This is a genomic window from Pseudomonas sp. FG29 (assembly GCF_057809355.1).
This window is the reverse complement of the sequence record NZ_JBMDJU010000001.1, coordinates 609,307-635,452: the sequence shown is the minus strand read 5'-3', so window position 1 is coordinate 635,452 and position 26,146 is coordinate 609,307. Positions and strand designations below refer to the sequence as shown.

The window sequence follows — 26,146 nt, the reverse complement described above, 5'->3', positions numbered from 1 at the left end:
ACTGGACACCACGCGCCGAAACGCTGCAAATCGCGGCAAGGGCACAGATAGATATCGCCGAAGAAGCCACAAGGTCTGTCACTTGCGCTTTCAAAAGCCCGGTCTACGCTTGCCAGATGTCTCAAGGCCATCGCATGGATGGCGCTTTGCCGATTCATGGAGGAGTGTGAAATGCAACGCGACTCAAAGGCCTGCTTGTATGCTCATTGCACAACGTTAGCAGCCTGCTGCCTACTTCTGGCAAGTTGTATTTCTGTTCCCACAGGTACAGCCCACCTCTATCGCCAGGTAGAGTCTTCCAAGAGACAGCAGACCACTGATGGACTCGCACCCTCTCTATTCACCAATGCACTTGACCCCAAACTGACCATCCGCAAATCGGATGTCGATAAAACCGGCGCTGATGTATTTGCCATCTACTTGAGCGATGCCTACTTCAAGTATCTGAAAGACATCGGCGGCGTTAACGAAGTGGTCGTGATCGCTCAGTTCACCGAAACTAATGCTGGCAACGAGTCGGATACCGTGACCCGAGTTCTAGGCCCCTATTTCGGTGTATCCGACAAGGCTGGAGCGCCGTTTCTCAACAAGCTGCTTTATGGCCCCAAGACACTCGACTCCGACCATCTCAACATGAAACTGACGGTGTTGGAGTATGACCAGGGCGAAAATGAAAATTCTGCCGCATTCTTGGACTTTATCCATTCAGTCACTCAAACCCTGTCGCTGGCTAATCCTGTCACGCTGTCGGAACAAACCTTCACCAAGGAAATAGCCAAAAGCTTGCTCAGCTTGAACAAGGATGATGTGGTGATGGAAATCGACGTCAACTTCACGGGTAATGCCGGTGAGCTGGCAAGCATCTCCAACAATGGTTCCTACCTTCCCTTACAGGTTGGCGATTATGTGCTGATCAACCAGGAGCACTGTGTACCGGCCAATTGCTTCATGCAGATGACCGACGAAGGGAAATCATGGAACCCCTTTGCCTGGATCGGCGATATCGTCATGCTGGTTCCAACAGCCATACGCCGTGGCTGGACTGATACGCCTGATGGCGCTGCACTTGAAGAAATCAGCGTAAACAATCTGCAGTACGTTGATCATCGAGTCATGTCGAAAGACGGGAATGCCCTCACCCCCTTTGCCGACAAAACCTGGCTGGCTCTCTCAATCGTCAAGGGTGGTGACGCCTCGCTCTGGCAGAAGCGTAAGCTGCTGACTCAGGCAGAAGCCGCCATTCAGAACCTGATCAAGGTGCGCGGAGAATCTCTTGCATTCAGTCAAAACTATGAGACGGCCAGGCAAGCACTGGAAGCTGCCAAAACAGCTGCGGCACTGAGCAGTTCCGGCATAACTTTCGTATCCCCCGTATCCAGCGAGGGTCTATTCACGCCCACCACAACGGATGGCGAATATTGCATGCATCACTCACGCAATGTCACCAACGTAGTCGCCAGCTTCTATCGCCTGGATGCCAATGCTGTTCCCCAGCAATTGGCCCCGGCAGATATCACCAAGAATGCCGCCAAAGTTACGCCCAACAATACCTGCTTCACCGTAAGTAGCACAGCACGCACGCTTGGCACATACGACATGATTGCAACCTACAAGGTCGGCAAAGAAATCCTGACGCAGAAGGTTCGCTACAAAATAGAAAAATAGCATGCACGAGGAATATCCCGTCTTCTCGTGCCTGACGGTAACTATCTCGATTAGCTCGCTTGCTTCCTGACCTGGAAATATCGACCGAGTAGGCGCCCCCTATCGATTCATTCCCCACATACGCCACAAGAGGTCTGGTTCATGAAACCCAGCATACTCATGCTGCTCTTTGCTGTTGCTCTATGCACTGGTTGTAGCGTCTGGTCGCAAAAGGAAGGCACCGTACTCACCAGGGAAGCCCGCCAATCGAGTTACACCCTGTCCACTGACGTCAGCGAGACGGCAAAAACGTATTGGCAATATACAGCGCTTGCCGCCAATGCCTATCACTTGGCGTGGCCAGACTATAAACAAACACTTTCAAGCACCAAGAAAGAAGCTCACCAACTGTCACTCGAAGAACAATTCGCACACGCTTGTCAGCCTGACAGCAACAAGCTGATCCCAACACCAGGCTGGTTCGCATGGAAAAACTTTCCATCGCAAGCGATAGCGGATCGAGCTGAAAAGGCCAAACTGTTCTTCAGCGTTTGGGAACGACGCCCCAAGGGTTCTGTTGATGTCACGGAGGTGGCGATCGTCTTTCGCGGCACCGAGGCAGACCAACGACAAGATTGGTTCTCCAATCTCCGCTGGTTCATCCCCACCAGGCTCCGCGGCGAAGACCAATACGACATTACACGTGACCTGGTTTCCCGCATATTCGAAGCAGAGCTTCAAGACCGTATACGCCAAGGCACACTTCCAGCCCAAGTAAAAATACTGGCCATCGGTCATTCTCTGGGCGGCGGGCTTGCCCAGCAGCTCGCTTATGCAATGCCACGAACGTCACCGCATCCGCTCAAGGTCAGCACTGTCATTGCATTCAACTCATCGCCTGTGACAGGTTGGTTCTCAACCGCCAACCCACCCCGCGACGAAAACACCAGAGGGCTCGAGATTGATCGAATTTTCGAGCATGGCGAGGCTTTAGCCTATATTCGCCTACCGATAAACCTCATCGTCCCGCCTTACAAACGAGAATCGGCCGTACGAGATATCCGGCTCAATCTGGACACCACCACCGGGGGCATCAAGAACCATGGCAGTCAGTTCTTTGCCTGTCGATTGGCAGAGGCGTCAGGTGCAACGAAAGGCGTGACTCATACGGAGAGCTTCATACCCGATAAGCCACTAGACGAGCCTATATGAAAGTAGCGCCAGGCCAGGGGAAGTCGGCAGGTTCGAAGCGCTCGCGACAATCCATACCTACAGCGCGCAGGGCTTTGGTCTGCAGATGTGAGGCGTACAGGGGTTCAGCAAAGTAGCTGATGAGGATCGAGCGCCGCCGGGCGCCGCTGCGATTGAGGCTGCCGGCGTGTACCAGGTCGGCATCGAACACCAGGATGTCACCTGCACAGCCCGATAGCTGCACGACCTGGGATTCGTCGTTGCCGTCGAGCGGCGGCGCGTCTGGCCTGGGCCGATGGCTGCCGGGCACAAGACGCGTGGCGCCATTCCCCGGGCCATAGTCGTCGAAAAAAGCCAATGCAATAGCGGTGTCGCCCGGTCGCTGGGCTGACAGATCGCGGTGTAGCAACTGCATCCCACCACCGTGCAGCGGCTCACGTCCTTCCACCTGCGCCAAAAAGAAGCGCTCGCCCACCAGTTCGGCAACCACTGCGAGCAGATGTGGCAAACGGCAAACGGCCTGCACCAAGGGCTGGTGGTCAAGACGAGCATGGCGGTATTCGCGGCTGCGCGGCACTGGCCATTTATCGCCTGACAGGATGCCTGTCTCGAAGGCGGCACGCAGCTCGTCCAGCCAAGCGGGCGGGATGGCGTTGCGCAGCAGCAGATAGCCTTCGCGGTGCAGCGAGTCGGGCTCTGTCATGGCGTAAGACTCCTTTCCCTCGCACTTAGATTGCAGGGCTTTCTGCGTTCCTGAGCGACGCAGAAGCAATACTTGTAATAGCAAAAGAACGTAATTCGTAAGCGTCTGGCCAACACACCTCCCCTATTCCTCCAGCTAGCGGCATGGTGTCCACCTGTTTTTGGTGGACACCATTCCAAGCCCCTTGCGGAGGATCTCCCGTGCCAGGCCAACGCCGCTCCTATCCCAAAACCTTCAAGGCCCAGGTCGTCGATGAGTGTATCCAGCCCGGCGCCATTCAATTGGCAACTCATCGAATACATGGACGAAAAAGAAAGCACCGCTTCAGCATCAAGGCTCAAAGCGACCAATCCATGTAATGGATAGGTCGTATAGAGCCTGACCATCTAGATGGATACCTGCTCATTTCCTACGATGCTGCCTTTCTGTAAAGGAGGCCTATCATCATGCCCGCAATGAAAATACGCATCGCAACAGGGCTGCTGGCTGCAGCTCTGTTCCAACTTCCCCTGGCGCATGCCCAAGCAACACCAGTGCCCTTACATGCCGTGCAACAGCAGGCAGGCGGCTACCACGTACGTGTCGGCGATGTTCGGGTGACCGCGCTGAGCGACGGAACAATCGATATCGACCTGCACAAACTGCTGAAGGGAGCCGCGCCGGAAGATATCGACAAGCTGCTGATGAAGAGCTTCCAGCGCAACCCCATGGAGACCTCGATCAATGTTTTTCTGCTGACTCTGCCTGGGCACCAGATACTGGTCGATACCGGCGCCGGCCAGTTGTTCGGCCCAGGCAAAGGTGGACGTCTGATCGAAAGCCTGGCCACGCAAGGCCTGCGCCCGGAGGATGTGACGGACGTATTGCTCACCCATGCTCACTCGGATCACTCTGGTGGGCTGGTCAAGGATGGCCAGCGCGTATTTCCGAATGCCATGGTGTATGTCGGCAAGCCGGACGTGGACTTCTTCTTCGATGAAAGTAACCAGAAGAGAACCGGATACGCGCAAAGTTACTTCGACATTGCCCGGCTGACTCTCAAGCCTTACCTGGATGCAGGCAAGGTGCGGACGTTCTCGGCAACCGAGGAAATCCTGCCGGGGATCACGGCGACCCTGCATCCCGGCCATACCCCAGGCTCGGCCTTCTATCGACTGACCAGCCAAGGCGAGAGCCTGACCTTCGTCGGCGACATCATCCATGCCGCAGCTGTGCAGTTTCCCATGCCTGGGGTGACCATCACGTTCGACCAGAGTCAGGCGCAAGCGGCAGCCGTGCGCAAGGCGCAGTTTGCCTCATTCGCCCGTGAGCGAGCCTTCATCGCCGCGCCCCACCTGCCCTTCCCCGGCATGGGCTACCTACGCCCGCGTGCTGCCGGTGGTTATGATTGGGTTCCCGTCACCTATACCAATCGTGAGGGTAACTAGGAGGTCATTGGCATGAAGTTGCCATCGGGCATCGACATGGATCTGCTGCTGACGCTGGACGCCTTGCTGACCGAGCAGAACATCACCCATGCCGCGCTGCGCCTTGGCATCAGCCAGCCCGCAATGTCCGCGCGGCTGGCGCGCCTGCGCCAGATATTCGGCGAGCGCCTGTTCGTTACCGCGCCCAGCGGCCGTGGCGTCCTGCCCACGCCACGCGCCCTGGCACTGCGGCCTGCCTTGCAGCAGGTGCTCAATGGCATGTCGGCACTGCTGGAGCCAACGCAGTTCGACCCGGCCACCAGCGAGCGGACGTTCGTTGTAGCCTTGCATGAGAACCCGGCCTTGATGCTCGGCTCCGATCTGCTCAATCGTATGCGTGAGCAGGCCCCCAGAGTGCGCTTGCGCTTCGCTCTACCCGATCCAGACATGCTGCATCGACAGATGGAGCAAGGCGAAGTCGACCTATTCATCGGTATTGGCGAGGCCGCCAACGAAGCCTGGGTGGGGCGTCAGCTGTTCACCGATGATTTCGTCACCGCACAGCGCAAGGGCCATCCACGCGGGCAGCGTGAACTGGATCTGCCGACGTTCTGCTCCGCGCAGCATTTATTGGTTTCGTCGGCAGGCGATCCCTTTGCCGGCACCGTAGATCGCGCCCTGGCCAAGCTGGGAAAGAGCCGCCAGGTGGTGATGTCGACGCAGAGTTACGCCATGGCACCGCCACTGGTAGCAGGCACCGATCTTCTGTGCACCTTGCCACGCCGCCTGCTGCAGCGATTCACCACCTCACTGGATCTCTTCGAGCCGCCACTGGCTCTGCCATCGCTGTCGCTCAATACCTATTGGCATCCGCGCAATCACGAAGATGCCGCCAGCCTCTGGTTGCGCGAACAGATATTCAGTGTCGCCGGCCTGGCAGGCCGATAAATGCCCCTGCGTGCATGAACGACAGAAGCCCTTCCTGAGCCAGATAGCGATATGAGAAAAACCCTTACCATCGTCGGCTGCCTTGTCACCGTACTTGCTTCATGCCTGGGCTGGGTTGTGCACGATGCGCTCAACGCACCAGCATCGGTCTCTGAGATCAGCCCACTGGGCGGTTATCTGATCGAAAGCGTGCCAGTCGGCGGCATGCTTGCACCTCTGAGCGGGCTCGCGTACCTGCGCATCATCGACCGCCAGAATCCTGACCACGTGTTTCGCAGCCCGCTCTACCTGCGCCAGTCCGTCGATATGCGCATTACAGAGGATGAACGGAGTCTGGGCGTAACCTGGATCGAGTTCGACAAGCACCAGCGCCGATTCACCCTCAGCATTCCCCAATGGCGTCCGGATTGGCGCAACACCTTCATCAGCAACACGCCTTACGACGTGCTGCCGAACGGCTGACGACTCAGGCGCCAGGCCAGGGAAAATCGGCAGGCTCGAAGCGTTCCTGACAGTCCATGCTCACGCCGCGCAGCGTCCGGGTCTGCAGGTGCGAGGCATACAAGGGTTCGGCCAGGTAGCTGATGAGGATGGAACGCCTTCGTGCACCGCTGTGGTTGAGGCTGCCGGCGTGCACCAGATCGGCATCGAACACCAGGATGTCACCCGCCGCGCCTGATAGTTGCACGGCCCGCGACTCGTCGTTGCCATCGAGCGGCGGCGCATCCGGTTCGGGGCGATGGCTGCCTGGCACGAGACGTGTCGCGCCGTTCTCGGCGCCATAGTCATCGAAGAATGCCAAGGCGAGGGCCGTGTCACCCGGCCGCTGGGCCGACAGGTCACGGTGCAGTAACTGCATTCCGCCCCCACGCAACGGCTCTCGCCCTTCAACCTGAGCCAGAAAGAAGCGCTCACCGATAAGTTCGGCAATCCCTGCGAGCAGAAGCGGCAGGCGACATAGCGCCTGCACCACTGGCTGGTGGTCGAGCAGAGAGTGGTGATAGTCGGTGCTGCGCGGCACCGGCCAGCGATCACCGGGCAGGATGCCGCTGTCGAAAGCTGCACGCAGTTCATCTAACCATTCAGGCGCAATGGCGTTACGCAGCAGCAGGTAACCATCGCGCTGCAATTGCTCGGCTTCTGTCATGGCGTATTCGGCTTCCTTCCTTGTTTTCATGCTGCCCCTTGGCTTATCGCGGCAAGCAGCCCGGTGCCGCCAGGGTCGTTGCAGTTACCGGCGGCATCATCACTGATCTCGCCCAACCGATAAGCCACTGCGTAATCCCTGGCAATCCACTCTATCGCGATTGCTGCACTGCATCGAGAAAGGTGCGCGCACACGGGTCATGGTGCAGACAGGACGGCCGCCCGCATCAACGACGCGATCAATAGCGGCCCAGGCCTCGGCAAGATCCTGCTGCGCCCTTGAGACGCCAACCTCCACATGCGAATCAGCGAGACGCCCGCAGCCGGCTGCCGGGCGACAGAATATGCAGACAAATTGTTATGGTATAACATATTTATCATCCACCCTGGATCCGCCCCAGAGGCCGAGCCAGAGCCCTGCAACTCCAATCCATAACAACATCGCTCAATCGCGAAGCCTTCTGCCCACCGCCAGCACGACAACTAGGAATACCCATGAAAGCCACTTCGGCCTCCCTCGCCGTCCTGACTGCACTGTTCACTGCCGACCTGCATGCCGAATCGTCCGGCACCTCCACTCTCTCGCTGGGCGCAATCACCGTGACGCCCAAGGATAACGGCCCGCTGCTCACCGACAGCATCCTGACTTCGGTCGACATCATGGGCAGCGACAAGATCGAAGATAAGACCGTGAGCAACAGCTGGGAGCTGCTGGGCCAGATGCCCGGCATCCAGCTCACCGAAACACGCATGGGCGCCGAATCCGGCAAGGTCACCTTCCGCGCCTTCAATGGCGAGGGCTACATCAACGGCATCAAGACCCTGATCGATGGCATCCCGAGTAACGTCAACAGCGGTAACCAGCGCTTCATCGACATGATCTTCCCGCTGGACATCGATTACATCGAGGTGGTGCGTGGCACCAATGACCCGCGTTACGGCCTGCACAACATCGGCGGCAATATCAACTTCGCCACTCGCCAGGGCGGCAACTACACCGATGGCCGCCTGACCTACGGCAGCTTCGACACCCGCGAAGTGCAACTGGCCGTCGGCCACGAAGAAGGCAACTTCGCGCAGAACTACTTCATGGCCAAACAGGACTCGCAGGGGGTTCGCGATCACAGCGAGTCGAACAAGTACTCCCTGGGCGGCAAGTGGTTCGTCAGCGACGACGAGCAAACCATGAAGCTCGGCCTGATCGCCCGCCTCTACCATCACCAGGCCGAGGAACCGGGCTTTCTCACCGCGCAGCAACTGGCCGCCAGCCGCACTCAGTCGCCGGAAAAGAACGCCAATGACGGCGACGACCGCGACATGAAGCACCTCAGCGCGCATGCCGACTTCCAGCTCAACGACGACCTCAGCCTGAGCAACAAGCTGTACTTCAACAGCTACGACGATGACCGCACCGTGACCTTCACCGATTACCCGGTCGGCAACGCCCCACGCCAGCGCCGCCAATGGCAGGAACGCCAGACCGGCATGCTCAGCAACCTGACCTGGCGCGCCCACGAGATGCTCACCCTCGACGGCGGCATCAACTACGAGCAGCAGAACAACGAGTACCGCCGCTACCGCTACAGCTTCGGCATCCCCACCGACTTCGACGCCACGCCGGCGCGTACGCAGAACGACGACAGCTACACGCTCTACAACACCGGGGCTTACGTCCAGGCGATCATCCAGCCCATCGAGCAGTTGAAGATCATTCCGGCCTACCGAGTGGATCAGTTCTCGGGTAATACCGAGCTGATGAATGGCGTGAAGGCCAAACTGCAGGACTACGGCTGGATCGAGCAGCCCAAGCTCAGCGTGGTGTACAGCGTCACGCCCGACATCGATGTCTACGCCAACTGGGGGCGTACCTTCCAGGTTCTCACCGGTTCTGAGCAGGGCTATATGAGAGCTGGCCAGGCTTCGTACAAACCGTCGATCAACACCGGCAAGGAAGTGGGCATGAAGTTCAAGCCGTTCGCCGACTCGGAAGCTCGCATTGCCGTATGGCAGCAGAAGGCCTCCGACGAAGTGGCCAACATGCCCAGCACCGGCACCACCGTCGGCCTGGGTGAAACTCGCCGACGTGGCGTCGACATGCAGCTTACCGTTCAGGTCAACGAGCAATGGACGGTCTGGGGCTCACACTCCATCCAGGAAGCCAAGGTGGTCAGCGCCTTTACGGCTGACGGTAAATCGCTGGCCGGCAAGGAAGTATTCTCCACCCCGCGCTACATCAGTAATGCTGGCGTCGACTATATGCTCAACGACGACTGGCGCTTCGGCCTGTCTGCACGTGCACAGGGCGACTACTACATCGATACGCTCAACGAACAGGGCAAATACGGCGGCTTCGCAGTACTCGATGCCAACGTGCGCTACCAGCTGTCCGCCAGCACCAGCCTCGATCTGCAACTGAAGAACCTGACCGACCGCGACTACGAGTACGTCTGGTTCGACAACTTCTTCTGGCCAACCGGCCAGGAGCAGCCGATGTTCTCGCCGGCACCAGGCCGCTCGGCCTATCTCTCGGTCAACATGAAGCTGTAACCCATGCACCCAATGAAAAGGCCAGGTCAAACCTGGCCTTTTCGTCTGCGTAAGACGACCTGTCAGAGATACTTCAACCAGGCGATGTCACGACGTCGCGCCTTGAGCCGGGCGAACCACTGCGTCGGCGGGAACAGCAGCACCGCCAGCACCAGCATCGTCAGCCAGACCCAGGCCATTGAAGCAAAACCGAAGTAATGCCCCTGATTCGCGCCCCAGATGGCGAAGGCAGCGATATAGAGCAGCTTGAGCACATACAGGTGCAGCAGATAGAAAAACATCGGCGCACTGCCGAATACCGCCAGAGTGCGTACCACACGCCCCGCATTGCGCCGCTCGAAGTAGGCCAGCAGCAACAGGCCGATGCCCAGCGTCAGTGCCAGGAACAACAATGACGGCGGGTACTTGGTGACATTGAACAGGCCCATCAGGGTGTGCTGCCAGGTGTCCTCGACCGCCCAGGGCTTCTCGCCATAGACGTTGGCCAGCCGCAACACGACGAACAGCCCCAACGCCCCCAGACCGCACCGGCGCAGTGCTTGCAGTCGCGACTGCGCTGGGCTCGACCAGCGAAACCATGGCCCGATCACGTAGCCCAGGGCGATCACACCGATCCACGGCAACACCGGGTAAGACGTGCGCAGGCGCAGCGTATCGGAGAATACGAGCCAGCCACGATCGTGCAGCACTGCCCAGGGAATGTGCATGGCCGACTCGGGCGCAAAATGCAGCCCATCGAGCAGGTTGTGCCCGGCTACCAGCACCAGCCCCAGCAGCGCCAACAACGCACGCGGCAACCACAGCAGCAGTGACAGCGCCAGCATGCTCAAGCCGATGGCCCAGATCACCTGCAGGTAGATCACCGTGGGCGGAAACTGGAACGTCCAGGCGAAATTCACCAGGGTTATCTCCAGCACCACGAGGAACAGGCCACGCTTGAACAGGAAGGCACTAGTCGCCGCCCGGCTCATCTGCTTCTCGCCATAGAGAAACGCCGACAGACCGGTCAGCAGGATGAACACCGGCGCACACAAGTGCGCCAGGGTGCGGCTGAAGAACAGCGCCGGATCGGTGGCCGTCACATCCATCGGATCTCCCACCTGCATATGCAGGTAGAAGGTTTCGCGAACGTGATCGAGCAGCATGAAGAGGATGACCAAGCCGCGCAGGGCATCGATCGAAAGTAGACGATTGGAGGACATGGATCGCTTCGACAGTGGGCTAAAAAGAAACGTAATACTATAACTTTTATTGATTGAAACGGAGTGACTGACCGCTACATAAGCGAACATCGGCAAGAAGCCCCCGCCTGAACGAAGCATGGCGCCAGCAGTCGGAAAGCAGAACAGCCGCCACGGAGCCTCGCCCCATGCAGCCGAACCGCGCCCTGCTCTGCGCTTTTTTCATGGCCTTGCTCAGCCCACTGGCAGACGCCGCAGAAGCCCTGCGTATCAAGAGCCTGCAGCGCTGCGGCGACCTGCTCGACAACCAGCACCAGGACTGGTGCCTACAGGTACGCGGGCTCGGCAGCACGCTACCGAAACTGCATCTCGGCGAAAGCACTCTGCCCGCCTCGCTCGTACGCCGCAGCGAAGGCGGCCTGCGCCTGCAGTTGAGCACGGCTCAATACCGCAGCGCAGCACTTTGGCTGGAGGATGGTGAACGGGTCAGCAACCCGGTATGGCTGTCGCTCAACAGCAGCCACGTGCTCGCTGCCACGCCCGATGAGGTGGCGAAGAACATGGATGGGCTGACCACTTATGTCGACCTGGTCAGCGTTCTGATCGAGGAGAGCCACGAAGGCCGCGATGAGGCCACCCGTCTGGCGAAGAAATACGGCGCCGAGGTGGTCGGCGCCATCCCACCGCTGAACACCTACCAGTTGCGCTTGCCAGTGAAGAACCTCACCGAACGCGATGCCCTGGTGCTGCGCATCGGCAGCGAAACCAGCGTCGACGCCGTGGTGGTCGAGGAAAGCGCCCCGGAACGTGGCCAGGAAGCCGAAGCAGCGCGCGCGCCAAGGCCGCAGAGGAACTCGGAAGAATGGGCGGCGAACCGTTTCGCCGATGCGGTGAACTACTACCGGCGGCGCCTTCCTGCTGGCGACGCCCCCATCGAGCCCCAGCCAATTCGCGTCGGGGTGATCGAACGTGACGTCGATTTCGACGCGCCAGACTTTGCCGACTACCTGGGCGCCTGCCCCGACGGCAAACCGCGCACCTGCCTCTACGCCCGTGATGCCGAGCAACCGGACGGCCACGGCAGTACGGTCGCCGGTATTCTCGCCGCGCACTGGGACAAGGGCGGCAATACCGGCTTCCTACGTGGGCTGGACAAGGCCAGCAACGGCTTCGAAGTGATCGTCGAACGCAACTCCGATGCCGGCATCACCGCCAATATCGCCGCCTCGGTCAACCTGGTCGAAGATGGCGTGCGCGTACTCAACTGGAGCTGGGGCATCCACCGCGTCGGCACGCGCAATGTCGAGGGCGACGAGATCGACTCACTGGTGCGTTCGGGCATCGCCATGAGCGGCTACGAGGAACTGCTGGAGGAGTTCTTCCTGTGGCTGCGCAAGGAGCACCCGGACGTGCTGGTGGTCAACTCCGCGGGCAACGGCTCGTCCTTCTCCGGGCGCGACGAATACCGCCTGCCCTCCTCCTTCATCACCGAGCAGTTGCTGGTGGTCGGCGGGCACCAGCGCAGCGAAAGGCCGGACGTCACCGTGGACGACCCGGCCTACGTGGTCAAACGCAACTCGTCGAACGTCGACATGCGCGTCGACATCACTGCTGCGGCATGCGCCCGTGCCTCCACCCGCGAAGCCGATGCGACCGGCGAGGTGCATTGCGGCACGTCCTACGCCACGCCGATGGTCACCGGTATCGTCGCCGCCATGCTGTCGATCAACCCGCGCCTGCAGCCCGAACAACTGCGCATGCTGCTGCGACGCAGCGCCATGACCATCGGCGGCGACTACGACTTCGAACCAATGGATGCCGAAGACCTCACCGCCCCCATCCTGCCATCGGAACGCAACTACCAACTGAGCGACAAGGACGTCGGCCGCTCGGCGCGGCTGGATATGCAGAAGGCACTGGATCTGGCAGTGCAGAGTCGGGATCGGGTGCGTTGAGCACGCGGCTCAAGCCTCGGACACCCGCTCATACAGCTCGACCGGTTCAACCTTGCCCTGGTGGCCGCATGGGCTGTGGCCCAGACCCAGATGGCGGAAACCGGCCTTGAACAACACGCGCCCGGATTGCGGATTGCGCGCCAGATGGCTGGCATGCAGGCGGCGCAGGCGCAATTGCTGGAAGGCGAAGTCGACCAGCGCATTGCACGCCTCGCTGGCATAGCCACGACTCCAGTACGGCACACCGATCCAGTAACCCACCTCGGCCTCGCCTCGGGTGATGTTCTGGAGCGACATGCTGCCAACCAGCTGGCCACTGGCCGATTCGGTGATAACGAAGCTGGCCGCCGCACCACTGGCCCAATCCTGCGCGCAGCGTTCGATCCACTGCTGCGCCAATTCTTCCGGATAAGGGTGGGGAATGCTGCGGGTGACATCGGCAATACGAAAATCCCCCGCCAGGCGCTGCACCTCGGCGGCATCCTGCGGCTGCGGCGGGCGCAGCGTCAGACGCTGCGTTTCGATGCGATGCTCATCCATTTGCGCCTCCTGTCATAACCCTGGCCCATCGAACCAGCCGGCAATAACCACGATGCCTCAAACCGGCATTGGGCCTATGGGATAGAACTGCCCGGCACTCCAGACACCCAGCCAGGATTCGCCGTTGATCTCACGCTCCACCGCCAACTCGACGAGTTGATAGAACACGTTGCGGTGAATCAGCGCTTCGAGGTTACGCCGCACCAGCACGTAGGGCGAGGGTTCCTGTGTCGCAGGGTCGATGACCACACGAATCGGATGCTCCTCGCCAGCGCTGACCTCGTCCTCGACATTGGTGGTGAAACGTAGCACCTGCGCCTCGCCCTCGCCTTCGACCTGCAGGGTCACCGCCACGAAGGGCGCATCCTCGACCTGAATACCGACCTTCTCCACCGGGGTGATCAGGAAGTAGTCATCGCCATCGCGACGAATGATGGTGGAGAACAGCCGCACCATGGGTTTGCGGCCGATGGGCGTGCCCAGGTAATACCAGGTGCCGTCGCGGGCGATGCGCATGTCGATATCGCCACAGAAATCCGGATTCCACAAATGCACGGGAGGCAACCCCTTGCCTTCACCTTTGGGAATCTGCGCCAGCAGGTCGCCGGCCTTGCCTGGATCGCTCATGCTCTGTCCTCGTCAGCCTTGCTGCAGGCGGCAAAGGATACACCGTGGGAGGGGCTTTAGCCGCGACCGGCAGTGCTACCCAGCTCAGCGCGCCACGCCCAACAAGCTGCGCGCGTAGTCCTCCAGCGCCGGGCCGATGATGTCCTGTGGCTGCACGTCATAGAACGTCAGGAATCCGCCACGGCTACGGATCCGAGCCGTATCCACGAGAAAGCGTGTGTTGGTCTCGATCAGCATGAGCTGGATCACCGCGCGGTCAGTACCCAGACGATCCAGGGCTTCCTGATCCTCCCACTCCTCGACGGTACCGATTCGGTCGTCGCTGTAGGCGAAACGGGTGTAGAGCAGGTAATGGGCGCCGGCTTCGCGCGCCTGTCCCATCGCCTCCTCCAACCCCAGCGGCTGCTTGGCCCGACGCACCAGCGGGAAATACTGAACGAAGCCCTTGAAAGCCTCCTCGGCCACCACGTTGGGCCGTGGATAGCCATGTCCAGGCGGCACGAAATGCCCCTGGGCAATGTAGATGAAGGAGTCCTGCTGCAAACGCCGCGAGGCCATGCGCTCGGTACGACCATGGTCGAGAACCCCGGCGTCGCCCAGGTAATACTCGGTACTGCTGGCCATGTCGCTGACCTTCATGCAGCCGGTCAGGCTCAGTAGCGCCAGCAATAGAAGCAGGTTACGCATCAATCGATCCTCCACGGGCCGGCGACGGAAAACCGGCAGATATGCCAGGGATGCAGTTTCTGCGCCAGCCGTGTGCAAGATACATCGGGCTCACACCATCGCTTTGACGATTTTTTCATGCCTTTTTGACGAGGCTTCGACACGCACCGGCCTAGTCTGCCAACACCTGCCAAACCCCTTGGCACTCAAGAGTGCGCGCCTATGAACAAGCTTCCTCAGATCACCCTGGCCTTCTGGGTCATGAAAATATGTGCCACCACGCTAGGCGAAACGGCAGGTGATCTGCTGTCGATGACCCTGGATATCGGCTATGCACTCAGCTCGCTGCTGCTGATCAGCCTGTTCTTCGTCTCACTGTTCGGCCAACTGCGCGCACGTAGCTATCAGCCAGCGCTGTACTGGACGGTGATTCTCACCACCAGCACCGCCGGCACGACGATATCGGACTTCATGGATCGCTCGCTGGGGCTGGGCTACGCCTCCGGCGCGCTGGTACTGATCAGCCTGCTGGTGGGCGTGCTGGCGGCCTGGCGGCTCAGTGAGAAATCACTGTCGGTGGATCACATCAACAGCCGCCGTGGCGAGCTGTTCTACTGGGGCGCCATCCTGGTCTCCAATACCCTGGGCACTGCACTGGGCGACTACCTGGCGGACGACTCGGGCCTGGGCTTCGCCGGTGGCGCCCTGCTGATCGGCAGCCTGCTGGCCGTGGTCGCCATGGCCTACTACCGCACGAAGCTGTCGCGCGTAGCCCTGTTCTGGATCGCCTTCGTGCTTACCCGCCCCTTCGGCGCCACCCTTGGCGACGTGCTGACCAAGAGCACGGAAAAAGGCGGCCTGGACCTGGGCACCATCGGCTCATCGGCCGTGCTGGCGAGCGTGCTGGCGGTCATGGTGTGCATGGCCATCTGGGCACAGCGGATGACACCGGTCGCCATCCGCAACGACTGACGCCTGCGCCAGCGCCGCCAATGGCGGCGCTGGCGACATCAGCCACCGATGATCTTCATCACCGTGGCACCGCCCGAGAAAGCCAGATCCTGCTTGTCCCCCAGCGCCTTGATCAGCAAGCGCTGCAGTGCTGGCAACGCCTGGTGGCGTGGTTTGTCCAGCAGATCGCCCACGTAGTGGCGGTTGCTCGACGACAGGCAGCCATGCAGCCAGCCGGTCGACGACAGCCGCAGACGCGAACAGGTGCGGCAGAACGGCACGCTCTCGTTGGCGATCACGCCGAAATGGCCGACGCCGGGAATGGCATAGCGCATCGCTGTGGCGTCCACCGGGGCGCTGGCCTGCACGTACTGGTGGCGCTCACCAATCAGTTCGAGCAACTCGGGCAGGCCGACGAACTGCTGGTTGAAGGCATTGGCGTCGCGCGCCAGATGGCCCATGCGCATCAGCTCGATGAAACGCAACTCGAAGCCACGCTCCAGACAGTAATCCAGCAGGGGCAATACCTGGTCGAGGTTCTGCCCACGCAGCGGCACCATGTTGACCTTGATCTTGACTCCCGCCTCACGCGCCGCCTCCATGCCAGCCAGCACGGTGGCCAGATCGCCGCCACGCGCGATGCTGCGGAAAGCAGCGGCATCGAGGGTGTCGAGGGACACGTTGAGACGACGGATGCCACAGTCGATCAGCAACGGCAGCTTGCGTTCGAGCAACTGGCCGTTGGTGGTCAGGCTGATGTCGTCCAGGCCCATCTGGCTGACCTGACGCAGGAAAGATTCGAGTCGCGTACTGACCAGCGGCTCGCCACCGGTGATGCGCAGGCGCTCAATGCCCGCCGCCTCGATCAGATAGGCCACGCCGCGCGCCATGGCGTCGGCGGACAGTTCGTCCTGGGCAGCGACCAGGCGCTTGCCGTCCGGCACGCAATAGGTACAGGCGTAGTTACAGGCGGCAGTGAGGCTGATACGCAGGTTGCGGAAACGTCTGCCCTGGCGGTCGACGATCATGAAAGGCTCCGGTGGCTCGATGCCCCGGAGTATATCGCGAGGCCAGCTGCGGCAAAGGTGCCGGCCGGCCTCGGAGGCGGCGAGGTCGCAATCGCAGTGTCGCGAGGTCGTGCTCAGTCGCGCTTGCGCTTGTTGCCCATACGCACGCCGATATCCATGAGGAACTGGAAGAAGCCTTCCTGATCTTCCAGCACGTTGCTCCAGAACGGCGAGTGGTACAGCGCCACGGCACCGTGTACCAACGCCCAGGCGGCGCAATAGTGGAAGTACGGCGGCACGTCTTCCAGCTTGCCCTCGGCGATACGCCCCTTGATCAACTGGGTCAGACGCTCGAAGTTGGAGGCGCGGATCTTGTGCAGTTGCTCGACCATCTCCGGCACCTGATTGCCCTTGACCACCTTCTCTTCCAGGCGGTCGAACAGGCGGTAACGCTGCGGATCGCGCATGCGGAACTCGAAGTAGGCGCGCGACAGCGCTTCCTTGTCCCGATCCACATCGGCCGAGTGCAGCAGCTCGTTCAGGTCGCGCTCGTAGTCGAGCATCAGGCGCAGGTAGATCTCCGCCTTCGACTTGAAGTGCTTGTAGATGGTGCCTTTGCCGATGCCCACCGCGTCGGCGATCATTTCGACGGTGACGCTGTCTTCCCCTTCATCGAGGAAGAGTTTCAGTGCGGTGTCGAGAATCTCTTGTTCGCGGCGACGAAATTCGCGGACCTTACGGGGTTCTTTCTGCATAAAGGGACTGCGGAGTCAAAATTTGAAGCCGCACATTATGCCTAAATGTAGCCAAATTGCACGGATCATCCGACCATGTACGAGTTTCATGATGAGTTCCCGCAGGAACCCGGCCTGCGTTATCTGAACCACGCAGCCGTGGCACCCTGGCCCAAACGCAGCGCTGAAGCGGTGCGGCGCTTCTGCGAAACGAACGTAAGCTGCGGCGCACGTGACTATCCGGACTGGTTGAAGCTCGAGCGAACCCTACGCGAACGCCTTGCACGCCTGCTGAATGCACCGAGCACGGGTGACATCGCCCTGGTCAAGAACACCTCCGAGGCGCTCTCGTTCGTCGCCTTCGGTCTGGACTGGCGCCCCGGCGACCAGGTGATCATCAGCGACGAGGAATTCCCGTCCAACCGCGTCGTCTGGCTGGCACTGGCCGCGCAGGGCGTGGAAGTGGTCGAAGTCAGCCTCAAGGGCGCAGACCCCGAGGGCAACCTGCTCGCCGCCTTTACCCCGCGTACACGCCTGCTGGCGATCAGCGCCGTACAGTTCGCCAGCGGCTTGCGCCTGGATCTGCAACGTCTCGGCCAGGGCTGCCGTCAACGGGGCGTGCTGTTCTGCATCGACGCCATCCAGCAACTCGGTGCCCTGCCCTTCGACGTGCAAGCCTATGACTGCGACTTCGCCATGGCCGACGGCCACAAATGGATGCTAGGGCCGGAAGGGCTTGGGGTCTTCTACTGCCGCAGCGACAGGCGCGCCCAGCTCAAGCTGCATGAATACGGCTGGCACATGCTCGAACATGCCGGCGACTACAGCCGCCAGGACTGGCAACCGGCGCGCAGCGCGCGGCGCTTCGAGTGCGGCAGTCCGAACATGCTCGGCGCCTTCGCCCTGGAAGCGAGCCTGTCGCTGCTCGAAGAGGTCGGCATGGTACGAGTCGGCGAGTTACTGGAAGAACGAGTGCAACGCCTGACCGAGGGCATTCGCGCGCTACCCGGAGCCAGCCTGCACAGTCCGCGTTCACCCGAGCGACGTGCCGGTATCGTCAACTTCAGTCTGGCGGGCTGGGATAACACGGCACTGCAGCAACGCCTGCGCGAAGAGAAGATCATCTGCATCCAGCGCGGTGCCGGTGTCCGCCTGTCGCCTCATTTTTACACCCGTGAACAGGTCATCGAGCAAACTCTGGACGTCCTAACCCAGGTGGCAAAAGGGTGAGCACTCAGCAGCGTCCGCGGTATTCCAAATCTGTTTAAAAAACGCTCGATTCGGCCTGGACGCTCGCCCAGCCTGGCCAATACTGAAACGTACTGGCGTGCGGCGTCTCCCCCCAAGTGCCCCGCCAGCCAGGGCACCGTGGATTGCGTGCCTTGCTTTACTCCTAATGGTCTTGACCCGGATTCACTCCCCCAGAGTCCGGGTTTTTTTTGCCTGCCCGAAACCGGGGTCAGGCCACGCTGGCGAGCGGGAACAAGCGCTTGAAGTTACTGGAGGTCTGTTCGGCCAGCGTCTCGTAGCTGACACCCCGCAGCACCGCCAGGTACTCGGCCACTTCGCGCACGTACTGCGGCAGGTTGGGCTTGCCGCGATACGGCACTGGCGCCAGGTACGGCGAGTCGGTTTCCACCAGCAGGCGATCGGCCGGCACCTGGCGCGCTACCTCACGCAGCGCCTCGGCATTGCGGAAGGTGACGATGCCCGAGAGCGAGATGTAGAAGCCGATATCCAGCGCGGCCTTGGCCATTTCCCAGTCTTCGGTGAAGCAGTGCAGCACCCCGGCTTGCGGCAGCGCCGCTTCGCGCAACAGGGCCAGGGTATCGGCACGTGCCTCACGGGTGTGCACGATCACGGGCTTGCCGGTGATACGAGCGGCGTCTAGATGGAGACGGAACGAGGCTTGCTGCAGCTCGGCAGATTCGGGCTCGTAGTGATAATCCAGGCCAGTTTCACCGATGGCCACCACCTTCGGATGGGCCAGCTCGCCCAGCAACCAATCCAGCGCAGGCTCTGCGCCCGGCTGTAGATCCAGCGGATGCACGCCCACCGAGCAGTCGACGTCGACATAGCGCTCGGCCAGGCTCTTGACGGTGGCGGCATTGTCGGCACTCACGCCGATGCACAGGAAGTGGCCAACACCGGCCGCACGCGCCGCCTCCAGGGCAGCATCCAGGGAACCACCATGGGCAGCGAGGTCAAGACGATCAAGGTGGCAGTGGGAGTCGATCAACATCAGGGAAAGCCTCAAGCGGCAAGCTTCAAGCCGCAAGTAAAAGCGAGCGGAAACACTGCCGCTGTCTTGTCGCTTGAGGCCTGCAGCTTGCCGCTGCAGTTACATGGTGTGGGTCGGGCGGTCAGACTTGAGTGCACCGGCCAGGTAGGTTTCGATCTTGTTGCGCGCGGTGTTGTCGCCCTCATTGAACTGCACCCCGACACCGGCGGCACGGTTGCCCTGGGCGCCTTTCGGGGTGATCCACACCACCTTGCCGGCGACCGGAATCTTTTCCGGCTCGTCCATCAGGTTGAGCAACATGAACACTTCGTCACCGAGCTTGTAGCTCTTGTTGGTGGGAATGAACAGACCGCCGTTCTTGATGAAAGGCATATACGCCGCGTAGAGCACGGACTTGTCCTTGATGGTCAGGGACAGGATTCCGTTACGGGGGCCCAGATTGGGTGGCAGGCTCATCAGCGTATTTCCCGGCTGCTATTGCGTAATGGCCGATTCTAGGGCCTGTTCAGGGCTGCGTGCAAACCACTGCTGGCACGCAGCCAGCGGAATGTGACGCCCCGCAGAAAGCATCGAGGCTCTGCGCTCAGCGTCGCTCTCCTGCCGGCAGCGCGGCCCACTGCACCAGCAGCGCCTCTAGCAGCAGCGCCGGGTTGAGATTGGCCTTGCCGATGACCTTCTGGCGCTGCTCGAGCAGCCAGCTCTGCATGGCCAGCAGTTGCCCCTGAGGGGTCTTGTCAGCCATGTACTGCACCACCTTGCGCATGTCCTCCAGGCCCAGCCCGGCTTCGTCCCGGGTCAACTGATAACGCAGCATCAGCTGCGCCCAGTCGCAGAACCAATCGAACAGCAGTTTCAGTGGCAGCGCTTTCCAGCTTTCGGCCAGGTGGCTCGGCGCGACCTGCTGCTTGAGCAACTTCTTCACGCCGTCGACCGCCTGGGCGCGCTGCTCGCGCACACCCTGCTCCTCCAGGCGCAGGGCAGCCAGTGGCGAGCCGGCAGCCAGGGCCAGTAGCTCGTCACGCGCCTCGGCGCTCATCTCCGGCAGCGCCTTGGCCAACCACTCGAGGCTGACGGCCTGCCCTGGCAGCGGACAGGCCTGCTGCACGCAGCGACTCTTGATAGTCGGTAGCAGGCGACTGGGTTGGTGGCTGATCAACAGCAACACGGTATTGCCGGACGGCTCTTCCAGGCTCTTCAGCAAGGCATTGGCGGCATTGAGGTTCATCGCCTCGGCCGGCTCCAGCAGTACCACCTTGCGCCCGCCGAGCTGCGCGGTCTGCACCACGAACTCAACCAGCTCGCGCACCTGATCGACCTTGATCGGCTTGTCCGCTTCCTCGGGCTCGAGGACGAAGTTATCCGGATGCGTACCCGCTGCCAGCAGGTGGCAGGACTTGCAGCTACCGCAGGCATCCAGCCCTGCCGGGCTCTGACAGAGCAGACGCGCCATCAGGCGCTCGGCCAGGGCGCGCTTGCCGATGCCGGCCGGGCCATGCAGCAGATAGGCGTGCGCATGCTGGCTGCGGCCAGCGAGCTGTTGCCAGAGGCCGACCTGCCAGGGGTAGACGTCAGCCACGGCAGGCCTCCAGCAGACGCGGCAGCAAGGCGTCGAGATCGGCCTGCACCTGCTCCAGGGTCTGCGCCGCATTCAGCACGTGATAACGCTGCGGTGCCTGTGCGGCACGCTGCAGATAGGCATGACGCACTGCGTCGAAGAAGCCCCGCCCTTCCTGCTCAAAACGATCCAGGCGGCCACGCGCAGCGGCACGTGCCAGGCCTACTTCGATGGGCAGGTCGAAGATCAGCGTCAGATCCGGACGCAGATCGCCCTGAACAAACTGCTCCAACTGGGCAATACGTTCGATGGGCAGCCCACGACCACCGCCCTGGTAGGCATAGGTGGCGTCGGTGAAGCGGTCGCACAACACCACGCAACCCCGCGCCAGCGCAGGGCGGATCACCTGCTGCAAATGCTGGGCACGGGCAGCGAACACCAGCAGCAGCTCGGTATCGACCGCCATGGGCTCGTCACTGGGTGCCAGGAGCAGCTCGCGAATGCGCTCGGCCAAGGGCGTACCACCTGGCTCACGGCTCAGCAACACTTCCACGCCCTGCTCGCGCAGACGCTCGGCGAGGTAATCGCGATTGGTGCTCTTGCCGGCGCCTTCCGGGCCTTCGAGGGTGATGAACAAACCGGTCACGGATAGAACCTTATTGGCTTTCAGCCGCGCGCGGCGCTGGGCTGGAGCGGTAGTCGGCTCGACGCTTGAGCTGGTACTCGCGCACGGCGCGGTTGTGCTCGTCGAGGGTATTGGAGAACACGTGGCTGCCATCGCCCTTGGCAACGAAGTACAGCGCCTTGCCTTCCTGCGGGTGCAGCGCGGCATGGATGGCCTCGCGGCCGACCATGGCAATCGGCGTCGGCGGCATGCCGTCGATGGTGTAGGTGTTGTAGGGCGTCGGCGTGCGCAGGTCGGCGCGAGTGATGCGGCCGTTATAGCGCTCACCCATGCCATAGATCACGGTCGGATCGGTCTGTAGACGCATGCCGACCGCCAAGCGGCGCACGAACACGCCGGCGATCTCGCCGCGCTCCTCGGGCACGCCGGTTTCCTTCTCGATCATCGAGGCCATGATCAGCGCCTCATAAGGGTCGCGGTAAGGCAGATCGTCGGCACGCTGCTGCCACTCTTCGGCCAGGACGGCCTCGAGCCGAGCATTGGCCTTCTTCAGCAGCTCCTCATCGCTCATGCCACGCACGTAATGATAGGTATCGGGGAAGAAACGCCCTTCCGGATGCTGGCCGGCCAATCCCAGGCGTGTCATGACCTCGGCATCGTCGAGGTCGGCCAGGCTCTGCGTCAGCGCCTCCTGTTTGGCCAACGCGCTACGCAACTGGCGGAAGCTCCAGCCCTCGACCAGCGTCAGGCTGTATTGCACCACCTCTCCACGCTGCCACAGACCAAGCATGTCGCGCGCCGTCTGCTGCGGCAGCAGGCGGTATTCACCGCTGTGCAAGGATGGCCCCTTGAGGTTGAAGCGCCAGTAAAGGCGCAGCCAGAAGGCCCCATCGACCACGCCTTCGGCCTCCAGGCGGTTGAGCAACCCGCTCGGAGTCGAGCCAGGCGGCACCTGCAACAGGCGATCGGCATCGAGGTGCAGCGGCTGATCCAGCGCTTTTTTCTGTTGCCAGGCGGCTCCCACCACCAGCAGAGCGGCCAACAACACGCCGCATTCGAGCAGCAACAAGAGCTTGCGTAGCACTGATCAGGATTCCAGAAGGCTGCGAACGATGGCCTGCAGTTTACGGGTGAGCGCACCAACCGGCCAGTGTTGTGCCTGCAGTGCGCGCACGGGCCAGATGCCGTAAAGGCTGTTGCAGACAAAGACCTCGTCGGCAGCCAGCAGTTCGTCGTAGCGGATATCGCCCACCGTCACCGGCACGCCGAGCAACTGCGCCTGCTGCAGGATCTCGGCGCGCATCACCCCGGCCACCCCACAACGCGACAGCTCGGCGGTGAACAAGCGTCCATCGCGCACCAGAAACAGGTTGCTGTACACGCCCTCGATCACCCGCCCACTGCTATCGCACATCAAGCCTTCGCTGCAGTCGTTGCCCTGCCACTCGGCACGGGCCAGCACCTGCTCCAGGCGATTGAGATGTTTCAGGCCGGCCAGCAAGGGCTGCTCGGCGAGACGGGTGGCACACGGAAACAGACGCACACCCCGTTCGGCATGCTCGGCGGGATACTGCGGTAAAGGCGCGGCCTGCAGGATACGCAGCGGCTGGCATGGCTGCGGCGGCGCATAACCCCGCTGCCCCTCGCCACGCGTCATGATGAGCTTGGCAACGCCCTCGCCGAGCTGAATGGCGAAGGCCTGCAACTCGGTTTCTACCAGGGCAACATCGAGCGGGATGGACAAGCGCCGGCAGCCGTCGGCCAGACGGGTCAGGTGCCGGGCCAGCAGCGGGATGCGTCCGCCACGCACGGCGATGGTCTCGAACAGACCATCGCCATAGGCCAGGCCACGGTCGCGAACCGACAACTGCTCGCCGGGCGCGCCGTTGACCCAGCCCTGCATCAGCCGTGGTACCGACGGAACAGCAGCGAGCCGTTGGTGCCGCCGAAACCGAAGGAGTTCGACAGGGCGATCTCGATCGGCATAGCCTTGGCCTGGTGCGCAACGAAATCCAGGTCGCACCCTTCGTCCGGCTCATCCAGGTTGATGGTCGGCGGCGCAACCTGGTCGCGCAGCGCCAGGATACTGAAGATCGCTTCTACAGCCCCGGCGGCACCGAGCAGGTGACCCGTCATCGACTTGGTCGAACTGACCGAGAGCTTGTAGGCGTGATCACCGAACACGCTCTTCACCGCTGCGACTTCAGCCTTGTCACCCGCAGGCGTCGAGGTGCCGTGCGCGTTGATGTACTGCACCTGATCGGCGTTGATACCGGCATCGCGCAGAGCGTTGGCCATGCAGCGCGCGGCACCGGCGCCATCTTCGGGTGGCGAGGTCATGTGGTAGGCATCACCACTCATGCCGAAGCCGATCAGCTCGGCGTAAATGGTAGCGCCACGCGCCTTGGCGTGTTCCAGCTCTTCCAGCACCAGGGCGCCGGAGCCGTCGGAAAGAACGAAGCCATCACGTCCCTTATCCCACGGACGGCTGGCCTTGGTCGGCTCGTCGTTGCGCGTGGACAGCGCACGCGCTGCGCCAAAGCCGCCCATGCCCAAACCGCAGGCCGCCATTTCGGCGCCACCGGCGACCATCACGTCAGCTTCGCCATAGGCGATGTTGCGTGCGGCCATGCCGATGCAGTGAGTGCCCGTGGTGCAGGCCGTGGCGATGGCATAGTTGGGCCCCTGCAGACCCAGGTGGATCGACAGGAAACCGGAAATCATGTTGATGATCGAGCCCGGAACGAAGAACGGCGAAATGCGCCGCGGCCCTTGTTCGTGCAACGACTTGCAGTTGTTCTCGATATTGGTCAGGCCACCGATGCCGGAGCCCATGACGACACCGATACGCTCACGATTGGCGTCGGTGATTTCCAGACCGGAATCACGCACGGCCTGAAAGCTCGCTGCGAGACCGTACTGGATGAACAGGTCGAGCTTGCGTGCCTCCTTCGCAGAGAGGTAGCCCTCGACATTGAAATCCTTGACCGACCCGCCAAAACGGGTGGAGTAGGCGGACAGGTCCATGTGCTCGATCAGACCGATGCCACTGCGCCCGGCCAAAATGCCCTGCCAGCTGCTCGGCACATCGTTACCCAGCGGCGACAACATGCCCATCCCGGTAACCACGACGCGTCTACGCGACACAGCAATCTCCTCTTGTTCGACTCAGGCGCCGCATGCGCCTTGCACGTAAAAAAAGCCGCACGCCTGTTTAGGGCAGTGCGGCTTTTCTCGGTCAGAAGCTGACAGTGACTTATTGCGCGTTGGCAGTCACGTAGTCGATGGCTTCTTGAACGGTGGTGATCTTCTCTGCTTGCTCGTCCGGGATCTCGGTCTCGAATTCTTCTTCGAGAGCCATCACCAGCTCAACGGTGTCAAGAGAGTCGGCACCCAGGTCTTCGACGAAGGAAGCGCTATTGGTAACTTCGTCTTCTTTAACGCCAAGTTGCTCGGCAACGATTTTCTTGACGCGTTCTTCGATGGTGCTCATACCTTGTTTTCACTCCTATTGGACAAATCCAGGCAGCTGGTAGCGGCCAAGTGTATAGAAAGGGTTTTTAGCATTTCAAGCTGAATGCCGGGGAGCCCCCAGGAACACTTCAACGATCTGTCTATAAACCTGTTGCAGCTTTATAACGGATTTTAGACAGCAACTATGACAGTTTTCTGATGGCTCGCGTCACATTCGAGAGCCTCCGGACGTCCGAAGGCCCGATTTTTAGCTCATGTACATACCGCCGTTGACCGGAATTGTCGCCCCGGTCACGTAACCAGCGCCGTCGGAAGCCAGGAAACCGACCACCTTGGCGATCTCTTCAGCCTGACCCAGACGGCCCAGCGGAATCTGCGTCAGCAGCGCGTCGCGCTGCGCTTCCGGCAGTTCACGCGTCATGTCGGTGTCGATGAAACCGGGAGCCACCGCGTTGACGGTGATGCCACGCGAACCGACTTCACGCGCCAGGGCGCGGCCGAAACCTTCCAGGCCAGCCTTGGCAGCAGCGTAGTTGGCCTGCCCGGCGTTACCCATGGCACCAACCACGGAACCGATGTTGATGATACGACCGAAGCGCGCCTTGGTCATGCCACGCAGCACACCCTTGGACAGGCGATAGAGGCTGTTGAGGTTGGTGTCGATGACATCGAACCACTCGTCGTCTTTCATGCGCAGCATCAGGTTGTCACGGGTGATACCGGCATTGTTGACCAAAATCGCCGGCGCACCGAACTGCTCGGCAATGGAGCCCAGTACGGCCTCTACGGACTCGGCGCTGGTTACGTTCAGCTCCATGCCGGTACCGCTGATGCCGTGCTCTTTGAGCGTGGCAGCGATACGCTCGGCGCCGGAAGCAGAAGTAGCAGTACCGATCACGGTAGCGCCCTGACGACCCAGTTCCAGGGCGATTGCCTGACCGATACCACGGCTGGCGCCGGTGACCAGCGCGACCTTACCTTGCAGACTCATGTTCGTTCTCCTT

Annotated in this window: 26 protein-coding genes; 9 read left to right on the top strand and 17 right to left on the bottom strand. The window is 61.3% G+C overall.

Features of this window, described 5'->3' with window-relative positions; all coding sequences use genetic code 11:
• Positions 1-171 precede the first annotated feature (171 nt).
• A complete protein-coding gene (locus ACODS1_RS03150; RefSeq protein WP_489084488.1) occupies positions 172-1,665 on the top strand; it encodes a hypothetical protein in 1,494 nt (497 codons plus the stop codon).
• Positions 1,666-1,806: 141 nt separating this feature from the next.
• Complete coding sequence (locus tag ACODS1_RS03145) at positions 1,807-2,856, top strand: lipase family protein (protein ID WP_489084487.1); 1,050 nt, start codon at positions 1,807-1,809, stop codon at positions 2,854-2,856.
• On the opposite strand, the gene ACODS1_RS03140 is transcribed toward ACODS1_RS03145, so the two are convergent.
• The gene (locus ACODS1_RS03140; protein ID WP_489084486.1) at positions 2,849-3,538 is read right to left on the bottom strand and encodes a phytanoyl-CoA dioxygenase family protein; all 690 of its coding nucleotides are present in this window, start codon (positions 3,536-3,538) and stop codon (positions 2,849-2,851) included. The two genes, ACODS1_RS03145 and ACODS1_RS03140, sit on opposite strands and share 8 nt — an antisense overlap.
• A gap of 533 nt (positions 3,539-4,071) precedes the next feature.
• Between ACODS1_RS03140 and ACODS1_RS03135 the strand changes: the two genes are divergently transcribed.
• Genes ACODS1_RS03135 through ACODS1_RS03125 form a run of 3 tightly spaced genes read left to right on the top strand, consistent with a single transcriptional unit; the run spans position 4,072 to position 6,354 of the window.
• Positions 4,072-4,965, top strand: a complete 894-nt coding sequence (locus ACODS1_RS03135) for an MBL fold metallo-hydrolase (RefSeq protein WP_489084485.1) — start codon at positions 4,072-4,074, stop codon at positions 4,963-4,965.
• 12 nt (positions 4,966-4,977) lie between these two features.
• The gene (locus ACODS1_RS03130; RefSeq protein ID WP_489084484.1) at positions 4,978-5,892 is read left to right on the top strand and encodes a LysR family transcriptional regulator; all 915 of its coding nucleotides are present in this window, start codon (positions 4,978-4,980) and stop codon (positions 5,890-5,892) included.
• 51 nt (positions 5,893-5,943) lie between these two features.
• Complete coding sequence (locus ACODS1_RS03125) at positions 5,944-6,354, top strand: hypothetical protein (RefSeq protein ID WP_489084483.1); 411 nt, start codon at positions 5,944-5,946, stop codon at positions 6,352-6,354.
• 4 nt (positions 6,355-6,358) lie between these two features.
• Here the strand turns inward: ACODS1_RS03125 and ACODS1_RS03120 are convergent, their stop codons facing one another.
• Positions 6,359-7,039, bottom strand: coding sequence for a phytanoyl-CoA dioxygenase family protein (locus ACODS1_RS03120; RefSeq protein ID WP_489084551.1), 681 nt, complete (start codon positions 7,037-7,039; stop codon positions 6,359-6,361).
• A 494-nt stretch (positions 7,040-7,533) separates the two neighbouring features.
• Between ACODS1_RS03120 and ACODS1_RS03115 the strand changes: the two genes are divergently transcribed.
• Positions 7,534-9,585 carry a TonB-dependent receptor gene (locus ACODS1_RS03115; protein ID WP_489084482.1) on the top strand — a complete coding sequence of 684 codons (2,052 nt, stop codon included), beginning with the start codon at positions 7,534-7,536 and terminating at the stop codon, positions 9,583-9,585.
• 62 nt (positions 9,586-9,647) lie between these two features.
• On the opposite strand, the gene ACODS1_RS03110 is transcribed toward ACODS1_RS03115, so the two are convergent.
• Complete coding sequence (locus ACODS1_RS03110; RefSeq protein WP_489084481.1) at positions 9,648-10,787, bottom strand: acetyltransferase domain-containing protein; 1,140 nt, start codon at positions 10,785-10,787, stop codon at positions 9,648-9,650.
• Positions 10,788-10,954: 167 nt separating this feature from the next.
• Between ACODS1_RS03110 and ACODS1_RS03105 the strand changes: the two genes are divergently transcribed.
• The gene (locus ACODS1_RS03105; protein ID WP_489084480.1) at positions 10,955-12,721 is read left to right on the top strand and encodes a S8/S53 family peptidase; all 1,767 of its coding nucleotides are present in this window, start codon (positions 10,955-10,957) and stop codon (positions 12,719-12,721) included.
• Between the two features lie 9 nt (positions 12,722-12,730).
• On the opposite strand, the gene ACODS1_RS03100 is transcribed toward ACODS1_RS03105, so the two are convergent.
• The 3 genes from ACODS1_RS03100 to ACODS1_RS03090 form a co-directional block, all read right to left on the bottom strand.
• On the bottom strand, positions 12,731-13,261 hold the full coding sequence (locus tag ACODS1_RS03100) for a GNAT family N-acetyltransferase (protein WP_489084479.1): 531 nt from the start codon (positions 13,259-13,261) through the stop codon (positions 12,731-12,733).
• Positions 13,262-13,318: 57 nt separating this feature from the next.
• Positions 13,319-13,888, bottom strand: coding sequence for a DUF1285 domain-containing protein (locus tag ACODS1_RS03095; protein ID WP_322980684.1), 570 nt, complete (start codon positions 13,886-13,888; stop codon positions 13,319-13,321).
• A gap of 84 nt (positions 13,889-13,972) precedes the next feature.
• Positions 13,973-14,575 carry a DUF4823 domain-containing protein gene (locus tag ACODS1_RS03090; protein WP_489084478.1) on the bottom strand — a complete coding sequence of 201 codons (603 nt, stop codon included), beginning with the start codon at positions 14,573-14,575 and terminating at the stop codon, positions 13,973-13,975.
• A 201-nt stretch (positions 14,576-14,776) separates the two neighbouring features.
• Here ACODS1_RS03090 and ACODS1_RS03085 point away from each other — a divergent pair, with 201 nt between their 5' ends.
• Positions 14,777-15,526 (top strand): COG4705 family protein, encoded by a 750-nt coding sequence (locus tag ACODS1_RS03085; RefSeq protein WP_489084477.1) that lies wholly within the window; start codon positions 14,777-14,779, stop codon positions 15,524-15,526.
• A gap of 38 nt (positions 15,527-15,564) precedes the next feature.
• Here the strand turns inward: ACODS1_RS03085 and ACODS1_RS03080 are convergent, their stop codons facing one another.
• Both ACODS1_RS03080 and ACODS1_RS03075 read right to left on the bottom strand, forming a co-directional pair.
• Positions 15,565-16,533, bottom strand: a complete 969-nt coding sequence (locus ACODS1_RS03080) for a GTP 3',8-cyclase MoaA (RefSeq protein ID WP_489084476.1) — start codon at positions 16,531-16,533, stop codon at positions 15,565-15,567.
• Positions 16,534-16,646: 113 nt separating this feature from the next.
• Positions 16,647-17,267 (bottom strand): TetR/AcrR family transcriptional regulator, encoded by a 621-nt coding sequence (locus tag ACODS1_RS03075; RefSeq protein ID WP_322980688.1) that lies wholly within the window; start codon positions 17,265-17,267, stop codon positions 16,647-16,649.
• 75 nt (positions 17,268-17,342) lie between these two features.
• Between ACODS1_RS03075 and ACODS1_RS03070 the strand changes: the two genes are divergently transcribed.
• A complete protein-coding gene (locus tag ACODS1_RS03070) occupies positions 17,343-18,476 on the top strand; it encodes an aminotransferase class V-fold PLP-dependent enzyme (RefSeq protein ID WP_489084475.1) in 1,134 nt (377 codons plus the stop codon).
• Between the two features lie 229 nt (positions 18,477-18,705).
• On the opposite strand, the gene ACODS1_RS03065 is transcribed toward ACODS1_RS03070, so the two are convergent.
• The 9 genes from ACODS1_RS03065 to fabG form a co-directional block, all read right to left on the bottom strand.
• A complete protein-coding gene (locus ACODS1_RS03065) occupies positions 18,706-19,488 on the bottom strand; it encodes a TatD family hydrolase (RefSeq protein ID WP_489084474.1) in 783 nt (260 codons plus the stop codon).
• Positions 19,489-19,587: 99 nt separating this feature from the next.
• The gene (locus ACODS1_RS03060) at positions 19,588-19,944 is read right to left on the bottom strand and encodes a PilZ domain-containing protein (protein ID WP_042556691.1); all 357 of its coding nucleotides are present in this window, start codon (positions 19,942-19,944) and stop codon (positions 19,588-19,590) included.
• 127 nt (positions 19,945-20,071) lie between these two features.
• Positions 20,072-21,064 carry a DNA polymerase III subunit delta' gene (locus tag ACODS1_RS03055; protein WP_489084473.1) on the bottom strand — a complete coding sequence of 331 codons (993 nt, stop codon included), beginning with the start codon at positions 21,062-21,064 and terminating at the stop codon, positions 20,072-20,074.
• Entirely contained in the window at positions 21,057-21,689 is a 633-nt protein-coding gene (tmk, locus tag ACODS1_RS03050; protein WP_489084472.1) for a dTMP kinase, read from the bottom strand. Before tmk ends, ACODS1_RS03055 begins: the two co-directional genes overlap by 8 nt.
• Before the next feature lie 10 nt (positions 21,690-21,699).
• Positions 21,700-22,752: an endolytic transglycosylase MltG gene (gene mltG, locus ACODS1_RS03045; protein ID WP_489084471.1), complete on the bottom strand. Its 1,053-nt coding sequence runs from the start codon at positions 22,750-22,752 to the stop codon at positions 21,700-21,702.
• Positions 22,753-22,755: 3 nt separating this feature from the next.
• Complete coding sequence (gene pabC, locus ACODS1_RS03040; protein WP_489084470.1) at positions 22,756-23,571, bottom strand: aminodeoxychorismate lyase; 816 nt, start codon at positions 23,569-23,571, stop codon at positions 22,756-22,758.
• Entirely contained in the window at positions 23,571-24,815 is a 1,245-nt protein-coding gene (gene fabF / locus ACODS1_RS03035; RefSeq protein ID WP_322980695.1) for a beta-ketoacyl-ACP synthase II, read from the bottom strand. Before fabF ends, pabC begins: the two co-directional genes overlap by 1 nt.
• Before the next feature lie 109 nt (positions 24,816-24,924).
• Positions 24,925-25,161, bottom strand: coding sequence for an acyl carrier protein (gene acpP, locus ACODS1_RS03030; RefSeq protein ID WP_322980696.1), 237 nt, complete (start codon positions 25,159-25,161; stop codon positions 24,925-24,927).
• Positions 25,162-25,389: 228 nt separating this feature from the next.
• The gene (gene fabG, locus ACODS1_RS03025) at positions 25,390-26,133 is read right to left on the bottom strand and encodes a 3-oxoacyl-ACP reductase FabG (protein WP_489084469.1); all 744 of its coding nucleotides are present in this window, start codon (positions 26,131-26,133) and stop codon (positions 25,390-25,392) included.
• Positions 26,134-26,146: the final 13 nt, after the last annotated feature.